This is a genomic window from Acinetobacter sp. MF4640, from assembly GCF_002018895.1.
GTDB classification, from domain to species: domain Bacteria; phylum Pseudomonadota; class Gammaproteobacteria; order Pseudomonadales; family Moraxellaceae; genus Acinetobacter; species Acinetobacter johnsonii.
Genome location: NZ_MVOM01000026.1, coordinates 18,027 through 37,875 on the forward strand (window position 1 = coordinate 18,027; position 19,849 = coordinate 37,875).

Sequence of the window (19,849 nt, forward strand, 5' to 3'; positions counted from 1 at the left end):
GGTATTCATTATTTATTGAGTTATTTACCCGAATGATTAAGACAACTCGGCGGTAAATAAATGGTGAATTCATTGATTGGTTCAATCAATACACTATAAGGTTTAAGCTGATCTTCATAGCATACAAGATTGAGCCTTGCTAAAAGTTCAAAGCGAGCATAATGCAGCGTTGCAGGTTTTGGATGTAAGCGCCCATGCCACACACGATAGCTGCCGAGTTTTCCATCGCGGCGATGGTAAAATCCTGCCAAAGGATGAGTCAAGAAGACCTGATAACTTTCTAAATTGGGAAAGCCTTCAAAATGCCATGGGTCATGTTCGGACTGAGACAAATGCACATCTGAAGTGGCCCATGCCGATTGGGTACGCATTTTATATTGTGTATATCGACCCTCTGCATCTTGCTGGCAATCAAACTCAATCTGTGCAGAATGCCACGGTAGTTGCCAAACATAACGAGGAACGATCAGTGTCCAAGAGTCCAAAGTCGTTCCTAAAAACCAAACACAACGTTCTTGTGTCTCCTGATCAATCACGTAGACTCGATAATTGGTTTGCCCCATCGTGAATTTTGGAAAAGGGTAAACTGCGGAGCTGAAATCGACATCGATAAAGGGGACTACCGACATCAGTGCATGTTGTTTGCCTTGGTACTGGACCGTGTCTAACTTAAACCGTGCTGGAATGATCTCTTTAAACCGCGCTGGGTCGACGGTATAAGTAATGAGGGCAAAATGCTGGAGTTTGCACTGTACATCGAGGCCGCTGGGCTTGGGTTTTGGATGTAAATAGTCTTTAAATTTGAGTTCTGGAAAGGTCATGGGTTTAAATTCTAGATTTGTTATTTTTTTTAATATTAGATAAAACTATGCGTAGAGTAAATAAAAAACCGAAGCCTAAGCTTCGGTTTTTTAATATATTTATACGATCTTATTTTTCAACGAATGCACGTTCAATCACGTAGTCACCAAGTACACCCATACGTGGCGATTCTTTTAAACCATGTTGGTCTAGAAGTGCAGCAACGTCATCGAGGAATGCTGGGCTACCGCAAAGCATTGCACGATCCGTTTCTGGGTTAAAACGTGGTAAACCGATCTTCTCAAAAATCTCGCCAGTTTCAATCACAGTTGTGACACGACCTTGGTTTGGATAGTCTTCACGAGTAACCGTTGGGTAGTAAACCAATTTGTCTTTAATGCCTAGCTCTTCAAAGAACTCATTGTTCGGAAGTTCGTCTAAAATGAGGTCTTGGTAAGCCAACTCAGAAATGAAACGTGTACCATGAACCACAATCACTTTCTCAAAACGTTCGTACGTTTCAGGATCACGAATGGTTGCTAAGAACGGCGCAAGACCTGTACCAGAAGAAAGCAGGTATAAGTTTTTACCTGGGTTTAAGTCATCAAGCACTAAAGTTCCAGTTGGTTTTTTAGATACCAAAATTTCATCGCCCACTTTAACTTTTTGTAAAATAGAGGTTAACGGGCCATCTGGAACTTTAATTGAGAAAAACTCAAGTTCTTCTTCGTAGTTTGCACTAGCAATAGAATAAGCACGCATTAACGGTTTGCCATTTACTTCAAGGCCGATCATCACAAATTGACCGTTTTTAAAACGTAGAGCAGTGTCGCGCGTCGTTTTAAAAGAGAATAAAGTATCATTCCAATGGTGGACGTGAGTAATCTTTTCGACGTTGAAAGCAGCCATTAAAGGTCTCAATAAATTATCAAATTAGAACAGGTTGCTATTCTAATCTAAAATCATTCTCGATAAACTGAATATATTTAATTGAGCTTATTAGAAAAAGTGATGATGACTGAGTTAACCTTGCCAATTATTGGCTATATGCACTCTTCTTATAAGGAAAAGTTTGGTATTCCTCGTCAGCCTAATTTGGTTCAAGTGGAATCGTATATTGAAATGCTAGCACCCTATAATGATGTTCTAGCCTTTGAAGGAATTGTGGCATTTAGTCATTTATGGTTGGTGTGGCAGTTTCATGACAATAAAAATCCAGAAAAAACCCAGTTTCGTACACAAGTTCGTCCGCCACGCTTAGGGGGCAATAAAAAAATAGGGGTATTTGCTACGCGCAGCATGTATCGTCCTTCACCGATTGGTCTATCGGTGGTGAGGCTCAAGTGCGTCAAAAAAGAGGGGAAGTCAGTTCGAGTGTATGTCACAGGAAGTGATTTACTAGATGGCACCCCAATTGTTGATATTAAACCTTATATTCACTACTCAGATGCAGTTATAGATGCGGAAAGTGGCTATGCGCAAGATGAACCTAAACGTAAATCGGTGATATGGTCGGATCGGGCGATCGAACAGAAGCAGCAGCTTTTGATGAGTGAAAAACTTTCACTACAGACCGTACAAGAGCTTGAAGCCGTTTTATCTTTAGATCCCAGACCGGCGTATCAGGATGATGAAGCGCGAATTTATGGGATGAAATTTGCAAATTTAGATGTGAAATTTAAAGTGAATGAAACGTGTATAGAAATACAGGAGCTATAAGCTCCTGTATCGATTCAAACTTAAACCCACTGAGTTATTCGGAATAGATTTAAAACTTCAGGTTTTGTTTTAAATAATTTGCTGCAACTGAATTGTATAAATCACAACCTTTATTTAACCCATCTGCCTTAGTTAAACGAGCGGTTTTCTCGTCGACAGACACATTCATTTGATTTATTCGCTCTTTCTCTGATTGAATATCATTTGCAAGATTGGACTCTACGCCAGCAGTTTCTTTTGAACTTGTATAGTAGGCGCCTTTATATTGAGTGTATCCACTAAAAGCGTGTGCTTCGGTTTCATCGTGGCTGTAATGATAGGCAAGCGCATTATTAAATTTTGTGTATTTAAAATATTTCTGCCCAGTTTGGCTGGCAAAAGCCGTTGCGTATTCATTAAAGTCCTGTTGATATACATCTTCTGCTTCAGATAAGAGTAAATATTCCTGATTATTGGAGTATTCTGTTTCCTGTAAACAGGTTGAACCCGCTGGGAATTTTAATGCTTGGTATGCTTTTAATTTTGTATTGATTTCATCTGGATACTTCACGCTATATTGAGGATAGTCCAAGTTCCAATTCAGGTCAGGGTCTACAGTTGAAAGTACGCTTTCACCAGCAATATTACGCTGAGCCACAGTTGTGGTGAATTCTAAACCTGTAGATCCGATTGCGGAATAAGGCCGAAGTTTGATTTGATTATTGATGAAGGTCATTTGGCCAATTAAAGCGCCATAGCTATTGGTAGGGCCGAATGTTTGATACTCGCCTTGTTCAGTTAAGTAAATTTCATTTGTATCATCATCTGCATCGAAAGTAGCATAAGCTTTGCCATCAGCCAGCGTAATTTTTGTATTTAGCACGCCAAAATCAACAGCTTGAGTATGTGAGTCATACCAATAATCAATACGAACAGTTTCCCATTGTTGGGCTGTATTTGTATTATTAGAGTTATTATTTGAAGAATTACTGGATGTTGAGTTATTGCTAGTACTGGTATTGTTAGAACTCTCAGAACTTCCGCCACCACACGCGCTAAGCATTAATGCACTAAAAACTGCAAGCGATAATATTTTAAATTTCATAAAGATCCCGATTCAAAAATATATTATTAATAAAGTTATTGTTTAAAAATGAAGCGGGCTGATTATAGATTAATATGATGAAAATAAAAAATTAATTATTTAAATCGAATTAATAAATCGTCCACCAAAGTAGCCCAATCAAAACCACCATATGCAAAATCTGAATCGGGGCAAAAGCAATAAAGTATTGCTTGCCACCTGTTAAGGCGGCATTAACGGATTTGGCAACAGCGTGTACAGCCAAACCTAAGATAAATGCTGACATTGCTGCCGTGTCTGTCGGAGCCCCTTGCATCACGACTGTTGCCATCGCTGCATGAATTTCAAATAAAGAGGCCAACAAAGTCCCAGCGATTAAACCTGCATCTCCCAGCCAAAGGTTGAGTCCATACACAACCGCTTGGATGAGCGTCAAAGTCAGAGCAATAATGCCAGCCTCTTTTAGGCTAAACATGCGTGAATCAGTGGGTTGATGTTGTTCTTGCGCAGGTGCAGATCGTACCAACATGTAGGCACAGATCCCTAAAAGGACACTTGCCACAAGGGTCGGAAGCAGTATGGTTTTGAGCCAAAGTATACTCACACCTGCAACTATTATCAGCAATTGCAACAAAGTTGCAATACAGGACATGAGTGCTGCACCTGCATTGGGTTTGGCGAGTGCTCGACCTGCACGTACTTCCATCCCTAAGCTGGCAACTGTCGCTGTACTCGATACAAAACCTGAAGCGATTGCCGATAAAATCATGGCATTTTTAGTGCTCAGCAGTCGTTTGGCGATATGTGCAAGCGCTTGAACAGCAAGAATGAGCGTGACTAATTTTAAAATAATATAGGGATTCAACACAGCACCCCATAAAGGCGTATTCGGCGTTAAGGGCAGGGCAATTAAAATCAGCGCTAGGAGAAAGATACCGTCTTTAAACTCAGCCTCAGTAATCCATTTCCCCGCAATGCTGTGCATCGGATGTTTGGTCATTAAAATAATGGTCAGGAGCACGGCTAAACCTGCCGCTAGAGGTGTATTCCATAAGCACATCGCCCCGATAAAATAAGTCATGACAAAGGCAAGTTCAGTGGTTGAACCCAAATCTTCTGTTTGGTTTTTCATTGAGAATATAACTATGCCGCCGATGATCAGTGCACCGACAATGCCAATATTGACACCAAATAAAAAACAAATAGCGCCGAGGAGTGCACAAATTGCAAAGGAGCGTAGTCCTGCAAAGCTCTGTTGGTTTTCACGTTGTTTACTTCGTTCACGTTCTAAACCAATCAATAGGCCACAGCCTAATGCTGAAGCCAAGGTGATGAGGACCTCAGATAAAGCTAAGTTGTTAATGGAAACTATGCTGAAGTCCAAGCCTATCTCACAAAATCTAATGACCTGTCTAAAATATAGGCGAATGCTGAAGGTGGATTCAAGTTAAAAGAGCAAGATTTGTGAGTAAATTCGTGATTATATTGATGAGCTTGGCTGCTCCTCGATATTTGTAGGATTTGCTTATGCTTTGTGCGAATGAATACAGAAAATCTTGCTATAGTGGGGTTATGTTTGGGGACGTATAACAATGAATTTTAATTTTGAAATTGATACCACTTGGTGCTTAGATCAACTGTTTAAAGATGGGCGAATTACTGAAAAAGAAAAAAATCTAGTACAAACCTCGCACCGTCAACGCGATCAATTGAAGTGGCATCCTTTACAGTGGATTGCTCATTTTAATCTGGTGGATCAGTCGCATCCACAGTCGAGACTGACATTAAATCGGCTGTGTCAGTGGCTAGCCGAAAAGACCCAATTACCGTTTTATGTGATTGATCCACTCAAAGCCGATGTGCAAGCTTTGACTTCGGTGATGTCTCAAGAATTCGCCTTCCGCAATAAAATCTTGGCAGTAGAAGTTCAGGCTAATCAAGTTTTGATTGCAACAGATCAGCCGTATATGAAAGATTGGATTGCAAATTTGGAGCAGAATGTTGCACCGAAAAAAATCCAGCGTGTATTACTCAGCCCTGAACAATTACAGCGCTATATGGTCGAGTATTATCAGGTGAGTCGCGCCGTCAGTAACTCCCAGAAGTCTGGGAGTTATGACCGTGATAATAAAGGCGTTGAAGCACTTTTACAGTTGGGTGATAGTCAAAACCCTGATGCCAATGACCAACACATTGTTAAATTAGTCGACTGGGTTCTACAGTTTGCTTTTGAGCAAGGTGCCAGTGATATTCACTTAGAACCACGTAAAGACAACGGCAAAGTTCGTTTCCGTATTGATGGAGTGCTGCATACGATTTATAACATGCCTGCCAATACTTTAACCGCAGTGATTTCGCGGATTAAAATTTTAGGTCGAATGAATGTGGCGGAAAAACGTAAACCACAAGATGGACGGTTAAAAACACGGACACCGAAAGGGCAAGAAACAGAACTACGTCTTTCGACTTTACCGACTGCTTTTGGTGAAAAGTTGGTGATGCGTATTTTTGACCCTGAAGTTTTAGTGCGCAGTTTTCAGCAGTTGGGTTTTGAAGGGCATTTGCTCAGTGATTGGCAAGCGCTGACTTCGCATAGTCACGGCATTATTTTAGTGACAGGGCCAACGGGTTCAGGTAAAACCACCACGCTTTATTCTTCTTTGAAACAATTGGCTACCGAACAGGTGAACGTCTGTACCATTGAAGACCCAATTGAGATGTTAGAGCCGAGTTTTAACCAAATGCAGGTGAATACAGGCATTGATCTTGGGTTTGCTGATGGTGTTCGCGCGCTGATGCGTCAAGACCCTGACATTATTATGGTCGGTGAGATTCGTGACCATGATACGGCCAATATGGCGATTCAGGCCGCACTTACAGGGCATTTGGTGCTGTCCACTCTGCATACTAATGATGCACCTTCCAGTCTAACGCGTTTGCATGATTTAGGCGTACAACCGTTCTTAACCGCGGCAACCATTTTAGGGGTATTGGCACAGCGTCTCGTACGTCGTTTATGTCCACATTGTAAAGTTGAAAAGCAAATCAACAGCCAAGAATGGGAGCATCTGACTTTTGATTACATTATGGAGATGCCTGAAAAAGTCTTTACCGCAGTGGGATGTGAAGAGTGTCGTCAAACGGGCTACAAAGGACGAGTCGGCATCTATGAGTTTATGCCCGTGAGTTTAGAGGCAAAGCAACTGATTGGTGCCAATGGTGACTTGACTGCACTGCGTCAACAAGCCAAAAAAGAAGGCATTGAGCCTTTAAGAATTGCGGGTGCTCGTAAAGTTTTAGAAGGCGTCACGACACTAGAAGAAGTGTTACGTGTCGTCCCACTTAACTAAGCGTTTAATGCTTTAATTGAATCTTTCTTAAGATTCAGCTCATCTAGCTTTGGTTTAATGACTTCATCAAATAGATGAACAATTAAATAGAGGTACTGGATATGAATATGATGATGAAAGCGTTATTGGTTGCAGGTGTTATTGGCTCAACCACTGTCGCTGTAGCAAACACCGCAGTGAACCAAGCGGCAGTTGCTGCTTCAACACCAACTACAGTTAAGCATGCGTTAACATTAAAAGATGACAGTCACGTCCAGTTAAAAGGTTATGTGGTCAAAGCCATTGGGGATGAGAAGTATGAATTCCGTGACCAAACTGGTTCAATTACTGTCGACATTGATGATGAATTATGGGGTGGCAAAGCAATTTCGGCTAAAACACCTGTAACCATTATCGGTGAAGTAGATATTGACTACAAACCAGCAAAACGCGTTGAAATTGACGTAGATCAAGTGAAATTCTAAACACACTTGCCCAAGCTCAATTCAATTTTGATTGGGCTTTCTTAAAAAAACCACAGGGCTAAGATTTGATCTTAGCCCTGTGGTTTTTGTATTTTGAGTCATTTCACGGCATGATCTAAACAATAGTGATTAGGCAGGTTAAGCAGTGCGGATATTATTAGCAGAAGATGATGCCTCTCAAGCTGAGAGTATTAAAACTTGGCTTGAAATGGATGGCTACAGTGTCGACTGGGTGGAACGGGGCGACCATGCCATTTTAGCCATTGAACAGCATCAGTATGACTGTGTGCTTTTAGATCGTGGTTTGCCACATGCCACAGGTGATGACATTTTGCTGAAAGTCCGTGGCAAGAACCTATCGACTCCTGTGATTTTTCTCACAGCGCGTGACAGTATTCGAGATCGGGTCGAAGGGCTAGACTTGGGCGCCAATGATTATTTGGTCAAACCTTTTAGTCTAGAGGAATTGTCCGCTCGAATTCGCTTACAACTTCGACAGCAGCATAGCAGCTCGCAGGTATTGAGCTATGCCAATATTCAGCTCGATCCACAAGCCAAAAGTGTGACTCAAAATGGTCAAGCTGTTAATTTAACTGCCAAAGAGTTTCAAATTTTGCATAAATTGATGCTCAAGCCCGAATATGTTGTTACGCGGGAACAACTTGAGGAAAGTCTTTATGCATGGGGCGATGAAATCGAAAGTAATGCGATTGAGGTCTTTATTTATCAATTACGAAAAAAACTCGGTAGTCATTGTATTAAAACCATACGTGGTTTGGGCTACAGAATGAATCAGGACACATAATGGCTCAGCCAATTTCACTGCAGCGTCAGCTTGTTAAAAGTTCGCTCCTCAGTTCGATACTGGCGGGGCTTTTGGCATTGCTGATGTTTATTGGGGTGTCGGTTTATCAGACCATGACTATGCAAGATGAAATCATGGATGAAATGGCCGATATGTTGCTGGCAGATGATTTAACGGTCAGCAATGGTCAAGCCTTGGCAGAGCTTAGTGATGAGTTTGATATTCGCTATCGACTCGATAATGCACAGCAACTTTTGACTGCATCCGAAGATGTGCCTGAAAAAATTACCGTTGATCATTTGAGTTTGGTTTCAGATGCACCTTATGGCTTTTATTGGTCAGAGCATAAACTGTGGCGTATTTATACTGCACAGGATAATCACGGTTTACAGGTTCAAGTGACCCAGTCGATGTCCGAACGTTTCCATGCATTTTGGCAAAGCATCCTAGTTTTCAGCGGTGTGTTGTTTTTAGTCTGGTGTGTACAGTGGTTGTTGATGCATTTTGCCATTCGACGTAAATTTCGGGTGATACACCAAGTTTCAGAGCAAATTTCAAATAAATCGGTCAATGATTTAGCACCTATTTCTATGCCAGAACCTGAGCTGATTGAGTTGCAACCGATGCTATCTCAGCTGAATGCCTTGTTGGCGCGTTTAGACCAAGCTTTAGTGGCAGAGCAGCGCTTTACCGCGGATGCTTCACATGAGTTACGTTCTCCACTGTCTGCGATACAAATGCGACTTCAGGTGCTCAAGCGCAAGTTCCCTGAACTTGAAAGTGAGTTCAAACCGATCCAGCAAGATGTCAGTCGTGGGGTACAGGTGTTGGATAATTTGTTATTGCTGGCGCGTCTAGACCCTGAGCAAAAGGAGGGCTTGGCGAAGACTAAGTTTGACTTCAGTCTACTAATGCAGGACGTGATTAAAGCTTTACAGCCGTTTGCTGACTCAAAACAGATTAAAATTAACGTGGTGCTTGCAGAGCAAGCCTGTGTCTTGGCCAATGAGCAGCTCTTATTTAGCGCACTTCGCAATTTGCTCGACAATGCCATTCGCTATAGCCCCGAGCAGGCACAAGTTTTTGTCAATCTCACGATTGAAAAACAGCAGCTCAGACTGAGGATTGAAAATAGCGGAAATGGGGTCGATGCAGCAGTTATCCAGCGTTTAGGTGAACGCTTTTATCGGGCTTTAGGTACAAAAACACAAGGTTCAGGCTTAGGCTTATCGATTTGTCAGAAAATTGTCGATTTACATGCAGGGCAGCTGTTATTTAGTTCATCCGACTTAGGCGGTTTAAAAGTGGAACTGCTGTTAAATGCGCTTGAGGTTTAGATATGCAGATTGTGATCTGTGATAAAAACAGGATAAATGATCAAACTTAAAGACATTAAAAAGCAGTACGCGCTGACATACTGCTTGTTTCCACGATTATTATTATTGGGTTTTTATAGTTCTTATTTGGTAAGAATGAGTCGATTATTGCGAGTGAGTCGTAGACGATACTCTTCTCCAGCATGCATAATGCGAATTTCACGGCCTAGGGCAAATAAGTTGTTTGAGTGTAGCATTGGTAGTGAATGGGTTGTTTCGTTACGAGTAAATAAGCTAAATGGTGCGTTCATTCTGGCGACTCCGTGGTATATGTTGAACGATTTAAATGATAATCATTATCGAATAAGGCTGTCAACATTTTCTCGCTGAAAATATAAAAAACTTCAATATCGTTACATGCAATCACTCAATACACTACACATCTGAAATGGAATCTGATTATGTCAAAACCTTTGGTTCAAGTTGCTATAGCCATCCTTTTACATCAAGGCAAAGTGTTGGTGGGTTGGCGTCAGGCGGAACAGCATCAGGGCAATAAGCACGAATTTCCTGGAGGGAAGGTGGAAGTAGGTGAAACGCCTGAGCAAGCCTGTCGCCGTGAAGTGTTAGAAGAAGTAGGAATTGATATACAAGATTGGCATGCTTTTGACTGTATTCAGTTTGAATATGACGATGTGATTGTCAATTTGCATTTATTTCATGCTGTGGTATCAAATCATCTATTGGCAGATATTCACTCACCATGGGCGTGGTTCAAGCGTGCCGAATTACAAGATCTTAACTTTCCAAAAGCCAATCAGGCCATTTTGAAGCGACTCTATGCTGCACCCGTGATTAAAATTTCAGATCAAATCGATCTGTTGAAGGATTTGCCTGAACAACAAGTGCTGTATTGGCGAGTGCCTGCCAGCCCTGAACATATTTTAAAAATTGCAGAACTGAGTGTAGAACAATTGGCACGGGTGATTGTAAATATAGAATTATGGAAAGGTTTAAATTCACTACAACAGCAGGCAGTTGCGGCCATACACCTGAAACAATCTCAACTGATGCAATTGAGTAAAGGAGAGCTGAATGTTGGGCAGCGTTATATAGCGGCCTGTCATGACCGTCGCAGTGCCGAACATGCACAAGAAATTGGCTGTGATGCTCTTTTACTCAGCCCTGTACTTGAAACGCTCAGCCATCCAAATAGTGAAACTTTGGGTTGGGAACAGTTGAGCTTGATTGCAGAAGAGATTCATATCCCGATTTTTGCTCTGGGCGGCTTACAGTTAGCCGATTTAGCCAAAGCACAAAGTTATGGCGCTTATGGTATAGCAGGGCAGCGCTCCATCTAACGGAGCGTGCTTTTAAGACAGACTTTTGATTGCCGTTTGGGCTTGTTGAATGATTTTCTGATTCTTCTGCATTTGACCTGCTTTTAAGATAATGCTCCAAAGCTGCTTTTTCATGGCGTTGCTTTGGGCATAACTCAAGCCGCGACGTGCAAGCGATTCCGCATTTGCAGGTTGTTTTTGTTGATTGGCAATTAAAGCCAAATACAAAAAGGTCTCACTCGACTGTGGTGCTAAACGCTGTGCTTGCATGGCGTAGCTTTGTGCTTGACTCCACTGGCCTTGGCGATAGGCCGTTTGTGTTTTTTGCATCAGACTTTTAAAAGCAGGAAGCTGTCGCCCATCATCAAACTGTTGTTTGCTTTTCTGCTCAGGAATCACAATCTTCTGACGTTGAATTTCTTCGCGATCATAAGGATGAATTGTTACCCCTGAAGGTGTTTTCTGCTCTTTATCCGACTGTGTCGGCTTTTCAGGTATCTTTTTTTCAGCTGGCTGTGGGAGACTTTGACAGCCTGCCACAGTCACAATGGTTACTAAGATACTTAAACGTTTAAACCACATCAAAATTTAAATCCGTCCTATTTATTCAGGTTGATAGCTACCACTCGAAATGACTTGCGTCTCATCTTCTAAGTTTCGCTGCATGTTCGATTCACTTTCACGAATATAGTTGTCTATGCTGTCGCCTTGTTCAGGTGTAGCTTGGTAACCATCTGTTTCAGGACTGTAAGTGGGTTCAACTTGATAATGTGGTAAGCCACATGCAGTTGCTTTACGTGGTACGGTGTTTCGCAAGAGGGGAATATACATTGCGCCCTCACAACCTTGAGCAGCAAGATAACCCGTGCCACGATCAATCCAATGCCATTGCACATCATCAGGTTGGCGTAAGTTGACTGGTTTTTGACGCAGCTGGCTCATTACATTGGTCCACACTGGCAACGCGCCTGAAGAACCTGTTAAGCCAGTTTGTTTGTTGTCATCTAAACCTAGCCAAACCACAGAAACATAATTGCCCGAGTAACCGGCAAACCATGAGTCACGGGTGTCATTGGTGGTCCCAGATTTGCCTGCAAGCTGAAGTGAGTTCGGTAAAGTGTTATAAGCTGAACGACCTGTCCCTGAGGTCATCACTTGTTGTAGACCATAGTTCAGGACATAAGCCGAAGCAGGGTTAATGGTTTGTTGGACATTTAAGCCATAACGGGTTAGTAAGCGACCATTTTGATCGACAACAGTACGAATGGATTTAGTCGGATACTTAAAACCGCCTGTGGCAAAGTTGCCATAAATGCTGAGCATTTCCATCGGAGACATGTCTACCGCACCCAAGAAAATGGATGGATAGGTTGGAATATTACTGGTCACACCAAAACGTTTTAGGTGGTTACTAAACGTCGATAAACCAAACTCTTGACCAAGGCGAACTGCTGACAAGTTATATGAATTAGACAGTGCCTGTACCATCGGCACAACGCCATGTTCGCCACCGCTATAGTTCTTAGGTGTCCATGCTTTACCATTGGCTTGAATACTAATACTACTGTCTTCAATTGGGCTGGCCCAGTTGTAACGTCCCGACTGAATCGCACTGAGGTAAATCACAGGTTTAAGCAGTGAGCCGACCTGACGTTTGGCATCGAGTGCACGGTTAAAACCAGTAAAGTCTTGGGTTGAACCAACAGCTGCGACCAATTCACCATTTTCAGGATGTGCAACTAACACAGCACCTTGCAGCTCTTTTAGACGGCTTGAGCCACGGCTTAAGCGACCAACAGTCGATTTAAATGCATCTTGAATTTTGGTTTGGGCAATCGGATCGAGCGTTGTAAAGATGCGTAGACCTTGGTTGGTCAAATCACCTTCTTGGTATTCGGTACGTAACTGACGGCGTACAATGTCTAAGAAATCTGGGAAACGTGAAGGGCCGAGAGTCGGTTTGGCAATCACATTTAAAGGGCGAGCCGTTTCAGTTTCATATTGTTCTTGGGTCAGATAGCCCATGACCAACATGTTGTTTAAAACAATATTACGGCGTTTTTTCGCAGCTTCTGGGTTACGCCAAGGGTTATATAAGGTTGGACCTTGTACCAAACCCACCAAATAAGCTTGTTGCGCAATATTTAGCTCACGCAAAGGCATCCCGAAGTAAAACTGCGAAGCCAAACCATAACCATTAATAGAATAGTTGCCATTTTGACCGAGGTTCACTTCATTGAGATAGGCTTCTAAAATTTCATCTTTGTCATAGTGAAATTCGACCAATAAAGCCATAAATGCTTCATTGACTTTACGCTTAATGGTTTTTTCAGGGGTGAGATAGAAGTTTTTCACCAACTGTTGGGTCAGTGTTGAACCACCTTGACGTTTTCCACCCGTGACATTACTCACAATCGCACGTGCCGTACCACGAATCGAAACGCCGTGGTGACTATAGAAATTACGATCTTCTGTTGCAATTAAAGCCTCAATTAAAGGCTTAGGGACTTTGTCGAGTTTAATCAGGACACGGTCTTCATTATGCTGCGGATAAATCCCGCCAATCAGCATCGGCTCTAAACGTGCAATCCCTGTAGATGAGGGTTTAGTTGCACTGACTTCAGCCACTTGCTCATTGGCAAAGGTGACTTTAAGCACTTGTTCAGGCTCGATACTATCACCGAAGTCAAAGCCACGAGTGTGTACATATAGCTCATTGCCAGAACTGACAAAGTTCCCTGATTTGGTATAGTTTTCCGAGGACTTATAGCCCAAAAGTTTTAACTCTTGAGTGAAGTCAGCCTGACTGACAGGGGCATTGGTATACACTTCGAGTGGGCGTGCGAATACCTTCGCAGGAATGTCCCAGCGCTTGCCTTCAAACTTGTCACGTACAACGGAGTCGAGTCTTATTAAATAAATACTAAACACCAAGAATGCTGCAATGACTAAGATGCAGAAGATCAGTGCAATTAAACCTATGCCACGTTCTGACTTCATAAATACGAATAAGATCCTGAGAAATTGTGCTAATCATGCGAAGCTTTTCGCTAATTTGCAATAATTAAACTGTGAACAAACTGAAATATAGACAATTCCGCGTGTAGCAGCAGTCACTTTAGTTTTTGAATCAATTTAAATAAATAATGTTATGATAGGCGGGAATCGTAGCGGAGCGATGTTGCAGGTGCAAATTTCACATAAAACATTTCGAAACATAGGCTTAATTGGACGTCCAGATAAGTCTTCAGTTGTCGAAACCTTATGTCTTATTCATGATCATCTACTCAGCTTAGGGTTACATCCCGTTTTTGATGCGCAAACCGCTGAACTGGTTCCTTATAAAAACACACAAACGGTGAGTCGTGCACTTCTGGGTGAAGTGGTCGATTTGGTGATTGTGGTGGGCGGGGATGGCTCACTTCTGCATGCTGCACGTGCCTTGGTCAAATTTAATACCCCTGTAATGGGTGTAAACCGAGGGCGTTTGGGTTTTTTAACCGACATCAAGCCGACTGAAGTGATTTTTAAGCTCGATCAAGTCTTAAAAGGTGAGTTTCAGTTAGATCGTCGTTTCTTATTGGAAATGGAAATTCGCTCAAAGGGCGAGACGATTTATGATGCGATTGCCCTAAACGATGTGGTATTACACTCGGGTAAGTCGGTGCATATGATTGACTTCGAACTCAATATCGATGGTCAATATGTCTACCGTCAACACAGTGATGGTTTGATTGTATCGACGCCTACGGGTTCAACCGCTTATTCGTTGTCAGGTGGTGGCCCAATCGTGCATCCGGGGATGGATGCGATTGCTTTGGTACCGATGCATCCACATACTTTGTCTTCACGCCCGATTGTGGTGGGTGGTCATAGTGAAATTAAGCTTCTGATTCGTGAAAACCGTGTCTTGCCGATGGTCAGTGCCGATGGTCAACACAGTGTTTCACTCAATGTGGGTGATAGCTTACATATTCGTAAGCACCCCTTTAAACTGAATTTATTACATCCACCGGGTTATGATTTTTATATGTCATGCCGTACTAAACTCGGTTGGAACCAAGATTTTGACTCTTTTCAACAGGATTAAATCATGAATATTGAACAGATGCTTTCTATTTTAGATGCCGATATTGTTGAGCGTTTAAAAACAGCTGTAGAAATTGGTAAATGGCCGAATGGCGTTGCGTTGACTGCTGAACAACGTCAAACTTGTATGCAAGCCGTTATTGCTTGGGAGCATCAGAATACTCCTGAAAAAGAACGTACGGGTTATATTGATAAAGGGCATAAAGAAGAAGGTGAGGAGTGTGATTCTCATGTGCCTGAACCAGAATTTAAACCTATTCGCTTTATTTAATTGATTAAAAATACGTTGAATCGCTCAGCAACAGATGCTTGGTGATTCAACAACTCAATCTAACAAGAATACCTTCAAACTGTTTCAATCATTATGCTTATAAAAATAATAAAGCTCACTCGACTCAGTTTATTCTTCATTACTGTAATTTCGACCAATGTATTTGCTGAGCGAACAAGTGATGCAAGAAAAATTGAATGTTTATTAGATGTTTCTGTGTTACCGAGTCAAAATTTTCAAAATCCCGTCACACAATACACATCAATGAAAAATGATGGTTATCCGATGTTATTGATTGGAATAAAGATCCATAACGCCCATGCAGGTGAAGCATCGAAAAAGATAAAAAGCCATCAAATCTATTGTTCAAACCTCATTGGACAACAAAAAGATGTTTATTTATCTGGCCCTTATCAATCTCAAAAAATTGAGATCCATATTGGTGATCAGTTGATACTCAGAAATATTCATTCTTCAGGAAAGCATTATCCTTACTGGGCCGACTTTTACTGGGTCGAAAAGCGTGACGAATAACGTTCACGCTTTTGTTTGTCCCCTCAGCTTAGAAACGGGTGTGCCAAAGCTGCTTGGCCTGTTGCATGGCATCGCTATACGTATCGCAGACGCCCATGGTATATAGCGCAATACCAATGGTTTCAGTCACTGCCATTTCACCATATTCATGCTGTTTTTCACCCAGCCAAACTGCTTTAAACTCAGCCAAATCTAACTCTTCTTCAATTGGGCTTCGGTTGTCGGTGAGTTTAGGTAACTCATGTTCGTAGAGTTCACCATTTTTAATGCCGCAGATCAGTGTTTTGGCATCTGGGTTACGTTCAAATTCGCCGCCTTCACCTTTAATGACCGCACTATTTTGATAACCCAGTTTAAATGCTGCTTGCTGATGCGAACTACGATAAGCAGGGTGGAAAATAGCTTGCAAGGTCGCTTTGGCATTAAACGGATTGATCAAGCGTGCAAGCGTATGAATGGGTGAACGAAGACCCATAACATTTCGTAGGGAAATTAAGTCACTTAAAATCGGGGAGATGGCGTGCAGCGGTAGATACGCAAAATTATGCGTCGCTAATTCCTGTTCCACATCTGCTTGAGTTTGGCAAATATTAAAATCGAGATACTCTAATACCTGTTCAGTATAAATACGGTTAATGGTATGACCAGATGCGCCGTGCATTACGACCTTATAACCTGCTTTGGCTAAAGTCAGTGCCGCTAAGAGAAACCATGGATAGTGTTTACGCTTGCCTGCATAAGAAGACCAGTCTAAATCGACCTCTAAAGCCGTGAACGGCAGTTGATCTCGTGTGGCTTGAACAAAGCCTGCCAGTTCATCTACAGACTCTTCCTTAACTCGTAGTAGCATCAGAAATGCACCGAGCTGTACATCTAACACTTGATTTTTCAAGATCATATCAAAGGCTTGGTAAGCTTCTTCATAACTGAGTGAGCGTGCCCCATTTTTTCCTTTGCCAATAATGCGAACAAACTGAGCAAATGGGTGCTCAGCATCTTTATAAATATTTCTTTTGTTGTTCATGAAAAAACCAAAGTAAGTGAAGGCTGTGTTGAGTTATTTTAGTGGAACAATCAAAAAAACAGCACTTTTAATTTTAAATAAATTTTCAACCATTAGACTAAAGTATGAGCCATATTGTTTAGATTTTATACATTATGATTAAAATCAGTTTACTTTGATTAAAGAATGTTAGGTAAAATTTACCCAATTATTGTGACTCGCTAGTTTTTAGTCTCTCCCATTGCAGTAAATGTGAATGAACTGTGATTTTTGTCACAGTGCTGTTGTTTGTACACCATGATTTTTTTACCCGGTGTTTGGATGCGGTCCAAACTGTGGGCTTTTTTGTGTTTATCAGAAAGCCAACTACCTATGAGGAAGTATAGGTATACCGATTTTTTCAGTCTTTTGATTTACAGAAGTATTCGTTATGACTAAGAAACCAATCTATAAGTCACTATATTTTCAAGTTATTGTCGCGATTATTGCGGGTATCTTAGTAGGACATTTTTTCCCTAGTGGTACGCAAGTTATCAATGGCGTTGAAAAATATGTACCCGGCTGGGGCGAGCTTTTTTATCCTTTAGGTCAAGGCTTTATTAAGCTGATCAAGATGATTATTGCGCCAGTAATTTTCTGTACCGTCGTGAGTGGTATCGCGGGTATGGAAAGTATGAAGTCTGTGGGTAAAACAGGCGGTGTTGCGCTACTTTACTTTGAAATTGTATCGACTATTGCACTACTGATCGGTTTACTGGTCATTAACATCTGGAAGCCAGGTGTGGGCATGAATGTTGACCCTTCAACACTAGATACTTCTGGGATCTCAAAATTTGTTGAGTCGGGTCAGCAGCAATCGACTGTCGACTTCTTTATGCATATCATTCCAAACACGGTGGTTGGTGCATTTGCTGAAGGTGAAATCCTGCAGGTGCTACTCTTTGCCTTGATGTTTGGTTTTGCATTACATAAGTTGGGTGATGCAGGTAAACCTGTACTGAAGTTCATCGATCAAATTTCTCATGTGTTCTTTAACATTGTAAATATGATCATGAAACTTGCTCCAATTGGTGCTTTTGGTGCAATGGCATATACCATCGGTAAATATGGTATTGGTAGCTTGGCGCAACTTGCTCAGTTGATTATCTGTTTCTACATTACCTGTTTACTTTTCATTTTCTTGGTTTTAGGCACAATTTCACGTCTTTGTGGCTTCAGCATTTTGAAAATGATTCGTATGATTCGCGAAGAGTTGTTGATCGTACTGGGTACCTCATCTTCAGAGTCGGTTTTACCGCGTATGCTGAAAAAGCTTGAAATTGCAGGTTGTGAAAAGTCAGTGGTTGGTTTGGTTATTCCAACAGGTTATTCATTTAATTTAGACGGTACCTCAATCTACCTGACAATGGCAGCGATCTTCATTGCACAAGCGACCAATACTCAGCTCGATCTTATGCACCAAGTGACTTTATTGGGTGTGTTATTGATTTCATCGAAAGGTGCTGCGGGTGTAACAGGCTCGGGCTTTATTGTGATGGCAGCGACTTTGTCAGCCGTTGGTCATATTCCAGTGGCGGGTCTTGCGCTTATCTTAGGTATTGACCGTTTTATGTCTGAAGCACGTGCCTTAACCAACTTGGTGGGTAACTCATTGGCAACGATTGTTGTTGCGAAATGGGTGGGTCAGTTAGACCAAGAAAAATTAAACTTCGCACTTGCAAATCCAGAAGAAGTAGATCGTTTGATGGCTGTTGAAGAAAATGCTCACGCATAATTTCAGTTCATCTTAAAAAGGAAGCCCAAGGGCTTCCTTTTTTATTGGAATATAAAATGGCCTGATGCGTTCATGACAGTTGCCTTAAAAATGGCTAGCATGTGAGCTGAATAATAAAACAACGTCACTACAAGGAAGAAGCATGTTGAATTACGATGCAGACTTAGAACTATTTCGCGATAACTTTCGCCGTTTTATGAATGAACACATTGCACCACACTATGAACAGTGGGAACGAGAAGGCTTAATGCCGCGCTCAGTCTGGAATGCCTTGGGTGAAAATGGTTTCTTATGTGTCGATGTACCTGAGGAATATGGCGGTTATGGTGTTCCAACGCATTATTCACTCATGTTGGTGGAAGAGTCAGCACGTGCAGGTTTTAGTGCTTTATCGACAGGTATTTCTTGTCACTCTGAAATTGCTGCGCCTTATATTTTGCATATCGGAACTGAAGCACAGAAGCAGTACTGGTTACCGAAAATGGTGTCAGGTGAAGTGGTCGGTGCGATTGGGATGACTGAACCGGGTGCGGGTTCAGACTTACAAGCCATGCGAAGTAATGCCATTTTGCAAGGTGAGCATTATATTTTAAATGGCTCTAAAACCTTTATTTCCAATGGGCAACATGCCGACCTTGTGGTATTAGCGGTGAAAACTGATCCGCAAGCCCGAGCAAAGGGTGTTTCACTGATGTTAGTCGATACCCATTTGGATGGGTTTAAAAAAGGCACCAACCTCGACAAAATTGGGCTGCATTCACAAGACACTTCTGAGTTGTTTTATGACAATGTCAAAGTCCCGAAAGATCAATTGTTGGGACAAGCAGGCCAAGGTTTTGCTTATTTGATGCAAGAGCTACCACGAGAGCGTACAGCAATTGCAGCAACAGCTATAGGTGCAATTCGCGGTTCGATTGATGTCACCATCCAATACGTCAAAGAGCGCCAAGCTTTTGGTCAACATATTTCGCAGTTCCAAAATACACGTTTTGTTTTGGCTCAAGCCAAGATTGATGAACAAGCCACAGCAGCTTTTTACAATCAAAACGTTGAGCTTTATATGCAAGGCAAGCTGGATGTCGAAACCGCAGCAGCATTAAAAAGTTTTTCAACAGACATGCAAATGAAGGTGGCAGATAATTTATTGCAGCTCTTTGGTGGCTATGGCTATATGAGTGAATATCCAATTTCACGTTTCTTTGTCGATGCGCGTATTCAACGCATTTACGGCGGGACTAATGAAATTATGAAAGAAATTGTCGCGCGTAGTCTACTTGGGCGTTAAGCCTAGGTGCTGATATAAACATGCGTAAAAGAGCC

19 protein-coding genes are annotated in these 19,849 nt (G+C 41.9%); 11 read left to right on the forward strand and 8 right to left on the reverse strand.

Features of this window, described 5'->3' with window-relative positions; all coding sequences use genetic code 11:
- Positions 1 to 20: 20 nt before the first annotated feature.
- Both MF4640_RS10075 and MF4640_RS10080 read right to left on the reverse strand, forming a co-directional pair.
- Positions 21 to 821, reverse strand: coding sequence for a DUF2071 domain-containing protein (locus tag MF4640_RS10075; RefSeq protein ID WP_078389481.1), 801 nt, complete (start codon positions 819 to 821; stop codon positions 21 to 23).
- 109 nt (positions 822 to 930) lie between these two features.
- Positions 931 to 1,710 (reverse strand): ferredoxin--NADP reductase, encoded by a 780-nt coding sequence (locus MF4640_RS10080; RefSeq protein ID WP_004982408.1) that lies wholly within the window; start codon positions 1,708 to 1,710, stop codon positions 931 to 933.
- A gap of 102 nt (positions 1,711 to 1,812) precedes the next feature.
- On the opposite strand from MF4640_RS10080, the gene tsaA reads away from it, so the two are divergent.
- Positions 1,813 to 2,520, forward strand: coding sequence for a tRNA (N6-threonylcarbamoyladenosine(37)-N6)-methyltransferase TrmO (tsaA, locus tag MF4640_RS10085; protein WP_078389482.1), 708 nt, complete (start codon positions 1,813 to 1,815; stop codon positions 2,518 to 2,520).
- A 49-nt stretch (positions 2,521 to 2,569) separates the two neighbouring features.
- On the opposite strand, the gene MF4640_RS10095 is transcribed toward tsaA, so the two are convergent.
- Positions 2,570 to 3,604 (reverse strand): hypothetical protein, encoded by a 1,035-nt coding sequence (locus MF4640_RS10095; protein WP_227518545.1) that lies wholly within the window; start codon positions 3,602 to 3,604, stop codon positions 2,570 to 2,572.
- A 109-nt stretch (positions 3,605 to 3,713) separates the two neighbouring features.
- The gene (locus tag MF4640_RS10100; RefSeq protein ID WP_078389483.1) at positions 3,714 to 4,967 is read right to left on the reverse strand and encodes an MgtC/SapB family protein; all 1,254 of its coding nucleotides are present in this window, start codon (positions 4,965 to 4,967) and stop codon (positions 3,714 to 3,716) included.
- A gap of 208 nt (positions 4,968 to 5,175) precedes the next feature.
- On the opposite strand from MF4640_RS10100, the gene MF4640_RS10105 reads away from it, so the two are divergent.
- From MF4640_RS10105 to MF4640_RS10120, 4 genes are all read left to right on the forward strand, one after another.
- A complete protein-coding gene (locus MF4640_RS10105) occupies positions 5,176 to 6,933 on the forward strand; it encodes a GspE/PulE family protein (RefSeq protein WP_078389484.1) in 1,758 nt (585 codons plus the stop codon).
- Positions 6,934 to 7,034: 101 nt separating this feature from the next.
- The gene (locus MF4640_RS10110; RefSeq protein WP_004696098.1) at positions 7,035 to 7,397 is read left to right on the forward strand and encodes a NirD/YgiW/YdeI family stress tolerance protein; all 363 of its coding nucleotides are present in this window, start codon (positions 7,035 to 7,037) and stop codon (positions 7,395 to 7,397) included.
- 145 nt (positions 7,398 to 7,542) lie between these two features.
- Positions 7,543 to 8,202, forward strand: a complete 660-nt coding sequence (locus MF4640_RS10115; protein ID WP_078389485.1) for a response regulator transcription factor — start codon at positions 7,543 to 7,545, stop codon at positions 8,200 to 8,202.
- The gene (locus MF4640_RS10120; RefSeq protein WP_078389486.1) at positions 8,202 to 9,539 is read left to right on the forward strand and encodes a sensor histidine kinase; all 1,338 of its coding nucleotides are present in this window, start codon (positions 8,202 to 8,204) and stop codon (positions 9,537 to 9,539) included. The genes MF4640_RS10115 and MF4640_RS10120 overlap by 1 nt, the downstream gene beginning before the upstream one ends.
- A 122-nt stretch (positions 9,540 to 9,661) precedes the next feature.
- Here the strand turns inward: MF4640_RS10120 and hemP are convergent, their stop codons facing one another.
- Positions 9,662 to 9,829 (reverse strand): hemin uptake protein HemP, encoded by a 168-nt coding sequence (gene hemP / locus MF4640_RS10125; protein ID WP_004982394.1) that lies wholly within the window; start codon positions 9,827 to 9,829, stop codon positions 9,662 to 9,664.
- 150 nt (positions 9,830 to 9,979) lie between these two features.
- Here hemP and MF4640_RS10130 point away from each other — a divergent pair, with 150 nt between their 5' ends.
- Positions 9,980 to 10,879, forward strand: coding sequence for an NUDIX domain-containing protein (locus tag MF4640_RS10130; RefSeq protein WP_078389487.1), 900 nt, complete (start codon positions 9,980 to 9,982; stop codon positions 10,877 to 10,879).
- Positions 10,880 to 10,891: 12 nt separating this feature from the next.
- Here the strand turns inward: MF4640_RS10130 and MF4640_RS10135 are convergent, their stop codons facing one another.
- Both MF4640_RS10135 and mrcB read right to left on the reverse strand, forming a co-directional pair.
- The gene (locus MF4640_RS10135; RefSeq protein ID WP_078389488.1) at positions 10,892 to 11,440 is read right to left on the reverse strand and encodes a tetratricopeptide repeat protein; all 549 of its coding nucleotides are present in this window, start codon (positions 11,438 to 11,440) and stop codon (positions 10,892 to 10,894) included.
- 21 nt (positions 11,441 to 11,461) lie between these two features.
- On the reverse strand, positions 11,462 to 13,858 hold the full coding sequence (mrcB, locus tag MF4640_RS10140) for a penicillin-binding protein 1B (protein WP_078389489.1): 2,397 nt from the start codon (positions 13,856 to 13,858) through the stop codon (positions 11,462 to 11,464).
- 151 nt (positions 13,859 to 14,009) lie between these two features.
- Between mrcB and MF4640_RS10145 the strand changes: the two genes are divergently transcribed.
- From MF4640_RS10145 to MF4640_RS10155, 3 genes are all read left to right on the forward strand, one after another.
- Entirely contained in the window at positions 14,010 to 14,948 is a 939-nt protein-coding gene (locus MF4640_RS10145; protein ID WP_004696112.1) for an NAD(+) kinase, read from the forward strand.
- A gap of 3 nt (positions 14,949 to 14,951) precedes the next feature.
- Positions 14,952 to 15,218, forward strand: coding sequence for a YeaC family protein (locus MF4640_RS10150; RefSeq protein ID WP_058869973.1), 267 nt, complete (start codon positions 14,952 to 14,954; stop codon positions 15,216 to 15,218).
- Positions 15,219 to 15,311: 93 nt separating this feature from the next.
- The gene (locus MF4640_RS10155; RefSeq protein WP_078389490.1) at positions 15,312 to 15,752 is read left to right on the forward strand and encodes a hypothetical protein; all 441 of its coding nucleotides are present in this window, start codon (positions 15,312 to 15,314) and stop codon (positions 15,750 to 15,752) included.
- Between the two features lie 28 nt (positions 15,753 to 15,780).
- Here MF4640_RS10155 and MF4640_RS10160 read toward each other — a convergent pair whose 3' ends face one another.
- Entirely contained in the window at positions 15,781 to 16,776 is a 996-nt protein-coding gene (locus MF4640_RS10160) for a glycosyl transferase family protein (RefSeq protein WP_078389491.1), read from the reverse strand.
- Positions 16,777 to 17,185: 409 nt separating this feature from the next.
- Between MF4640_RS10160 and MF4640_RS10165 the strand changes: the two genes are divergently transcribed.
- Together MF4640_RS10165 and MF4640_RS10170 are read left to right on the forward strand one after the other, a co-directional pair.
- Positions 17,186 to 18,529, forward strand: a complete 1,344-nt coding sequence (locus MF4640_RS10165) for a dicarboxylate/amino acid:cation symporter (protein ID WP_004696118.1) — start codon at positions 17,186 to 17,188, stop codon at positions 18,527 to 18,529.
- Between the two features lie 142 nt (positions 18,530 to 18,671).
- On the forward strand, positions 18,672 to 19,814 hold the full coding sequence (locus tag MF4640_RS10170; protein ID WP_005400559.1) for an acyl-CoA dehydrogenase family protein: 1,143 nt from the start codon (positions 18,672 to 18,674) through the stop codon (positions 19,812 to 19,814).
- Positions 19,815 to 19,849: the final 35 nt, after the last annotated feature.

Coding starts and splice junctions, on each gene's coding strand:
- MF4640_RS10075 (WP_078389481.1), bottom strand. CDS start 821: ATGACCTTTCCAGAACTCAAATTTAAAGACTATTTACATCCAAAACCC.
- MF4640_RS10080 (WP_004982408.1), bottom strand. CDS start 1,710: ATGGCTGCTTTCAACGTCGAAAAGATTACTCACGTCCACCATTGGAAT.
- tsaA (WP_078389482.1), top strand. CDS start 1,813: ATGATGACTGAGTTAACCTTGCCAATTATTGGCTATATGCACTCTTCT.
- MF4640_RS10095 (WP_227518545.1), bottom strand. CDS start 3,604: ATGAAATTTAAAATATTATCGCTTGCAGTTTTTAGTGCATTAATGCTT.
- MF4640_RS10105 (WP_078389484.1), top strand. CDS start 5,176: ATGAATTTTAATTTTGAAATTGATACCACTTGGTGCTTAGATCAACTG.
- MF4640_RS10110 (WP_004696098.1), top strand. CDS start 7,035: ATGAATATGATGATGAAAGCGTTATTGGTTGCAGGTGTTATTGGCTCA.
- MF4640_RS10120 (WP_078389486.1), top strand. CDS start 8,202: ATGGCTCAGCCAATTTCACTGCAGCGTCAGCTTGTTAAAAGTTCGCTC.
- hemP (WP_004982394.1), bottom strand. CDS start 9,829: ATGAACGCACCATTTAGCTTATTTACTCGTAACGAAACAACCCATTCA.
- MF4640_RS10130 (WP_078389487.1), top strand. CDS start 9,980: ATGTCAAAACCTTTGGTTCAAGTTGCTATAGCCATCCTTTTACATCAA.
- MF4640_RS10135 (WP_078389488.1), bottom strand. CDS start 11,440: ATGTGGTTTAAACGTTTAAGTATCTTAGTAACCATTGTGACTGTGGCA.
- mrcB (WP_078389489.1), bottom strand. CDS start 13,858: ATGAAGTCAGAACGTGGCATAGGTTTAATTGCACTGATCTTCTGCATC.
- MF4640_RS10145 (WP_004696112.1), top strand. CDS start 14,010: ATGATAGGCGGGAATCGTAGCGGAGCGATGTTGCAGGTGCAAATTTCA.
- MF4640_RS10150 (WP_058869973.1), top strand. CDS start 14,952: ATGAATATTGAACAGATGCTTTCTATTTTAGATGCCGATATTGTTGAG.
- MF4640_RS10155 (WP_078389490.1), top strand. CDS start 15,312: ATGCTTATAAAAATAATAAAGCTCACTCGACTCAGTTTATTCTTCATT.
- MF4640_RS10160 (WP_078389491.1), bottom strand. CDS start 16,776: ATGAACAACAAAAGAAATATTTATAAAGATGCTGAGCACCCATTTGCT.
- MF4640_RS10165 (WP_004696118.1), top strand. CDS start 17,186: ATGACTAAGAAACCAATCTATAAGTCACTATATTTTCAAGTTATTGTC.
- MF4640_RS10170 (WP_005400559.1), top strand. CDS start 18,672: ATGTTGAATTACGATGCAGACTTAGAACTATTTCGCGATAACTTTCGC.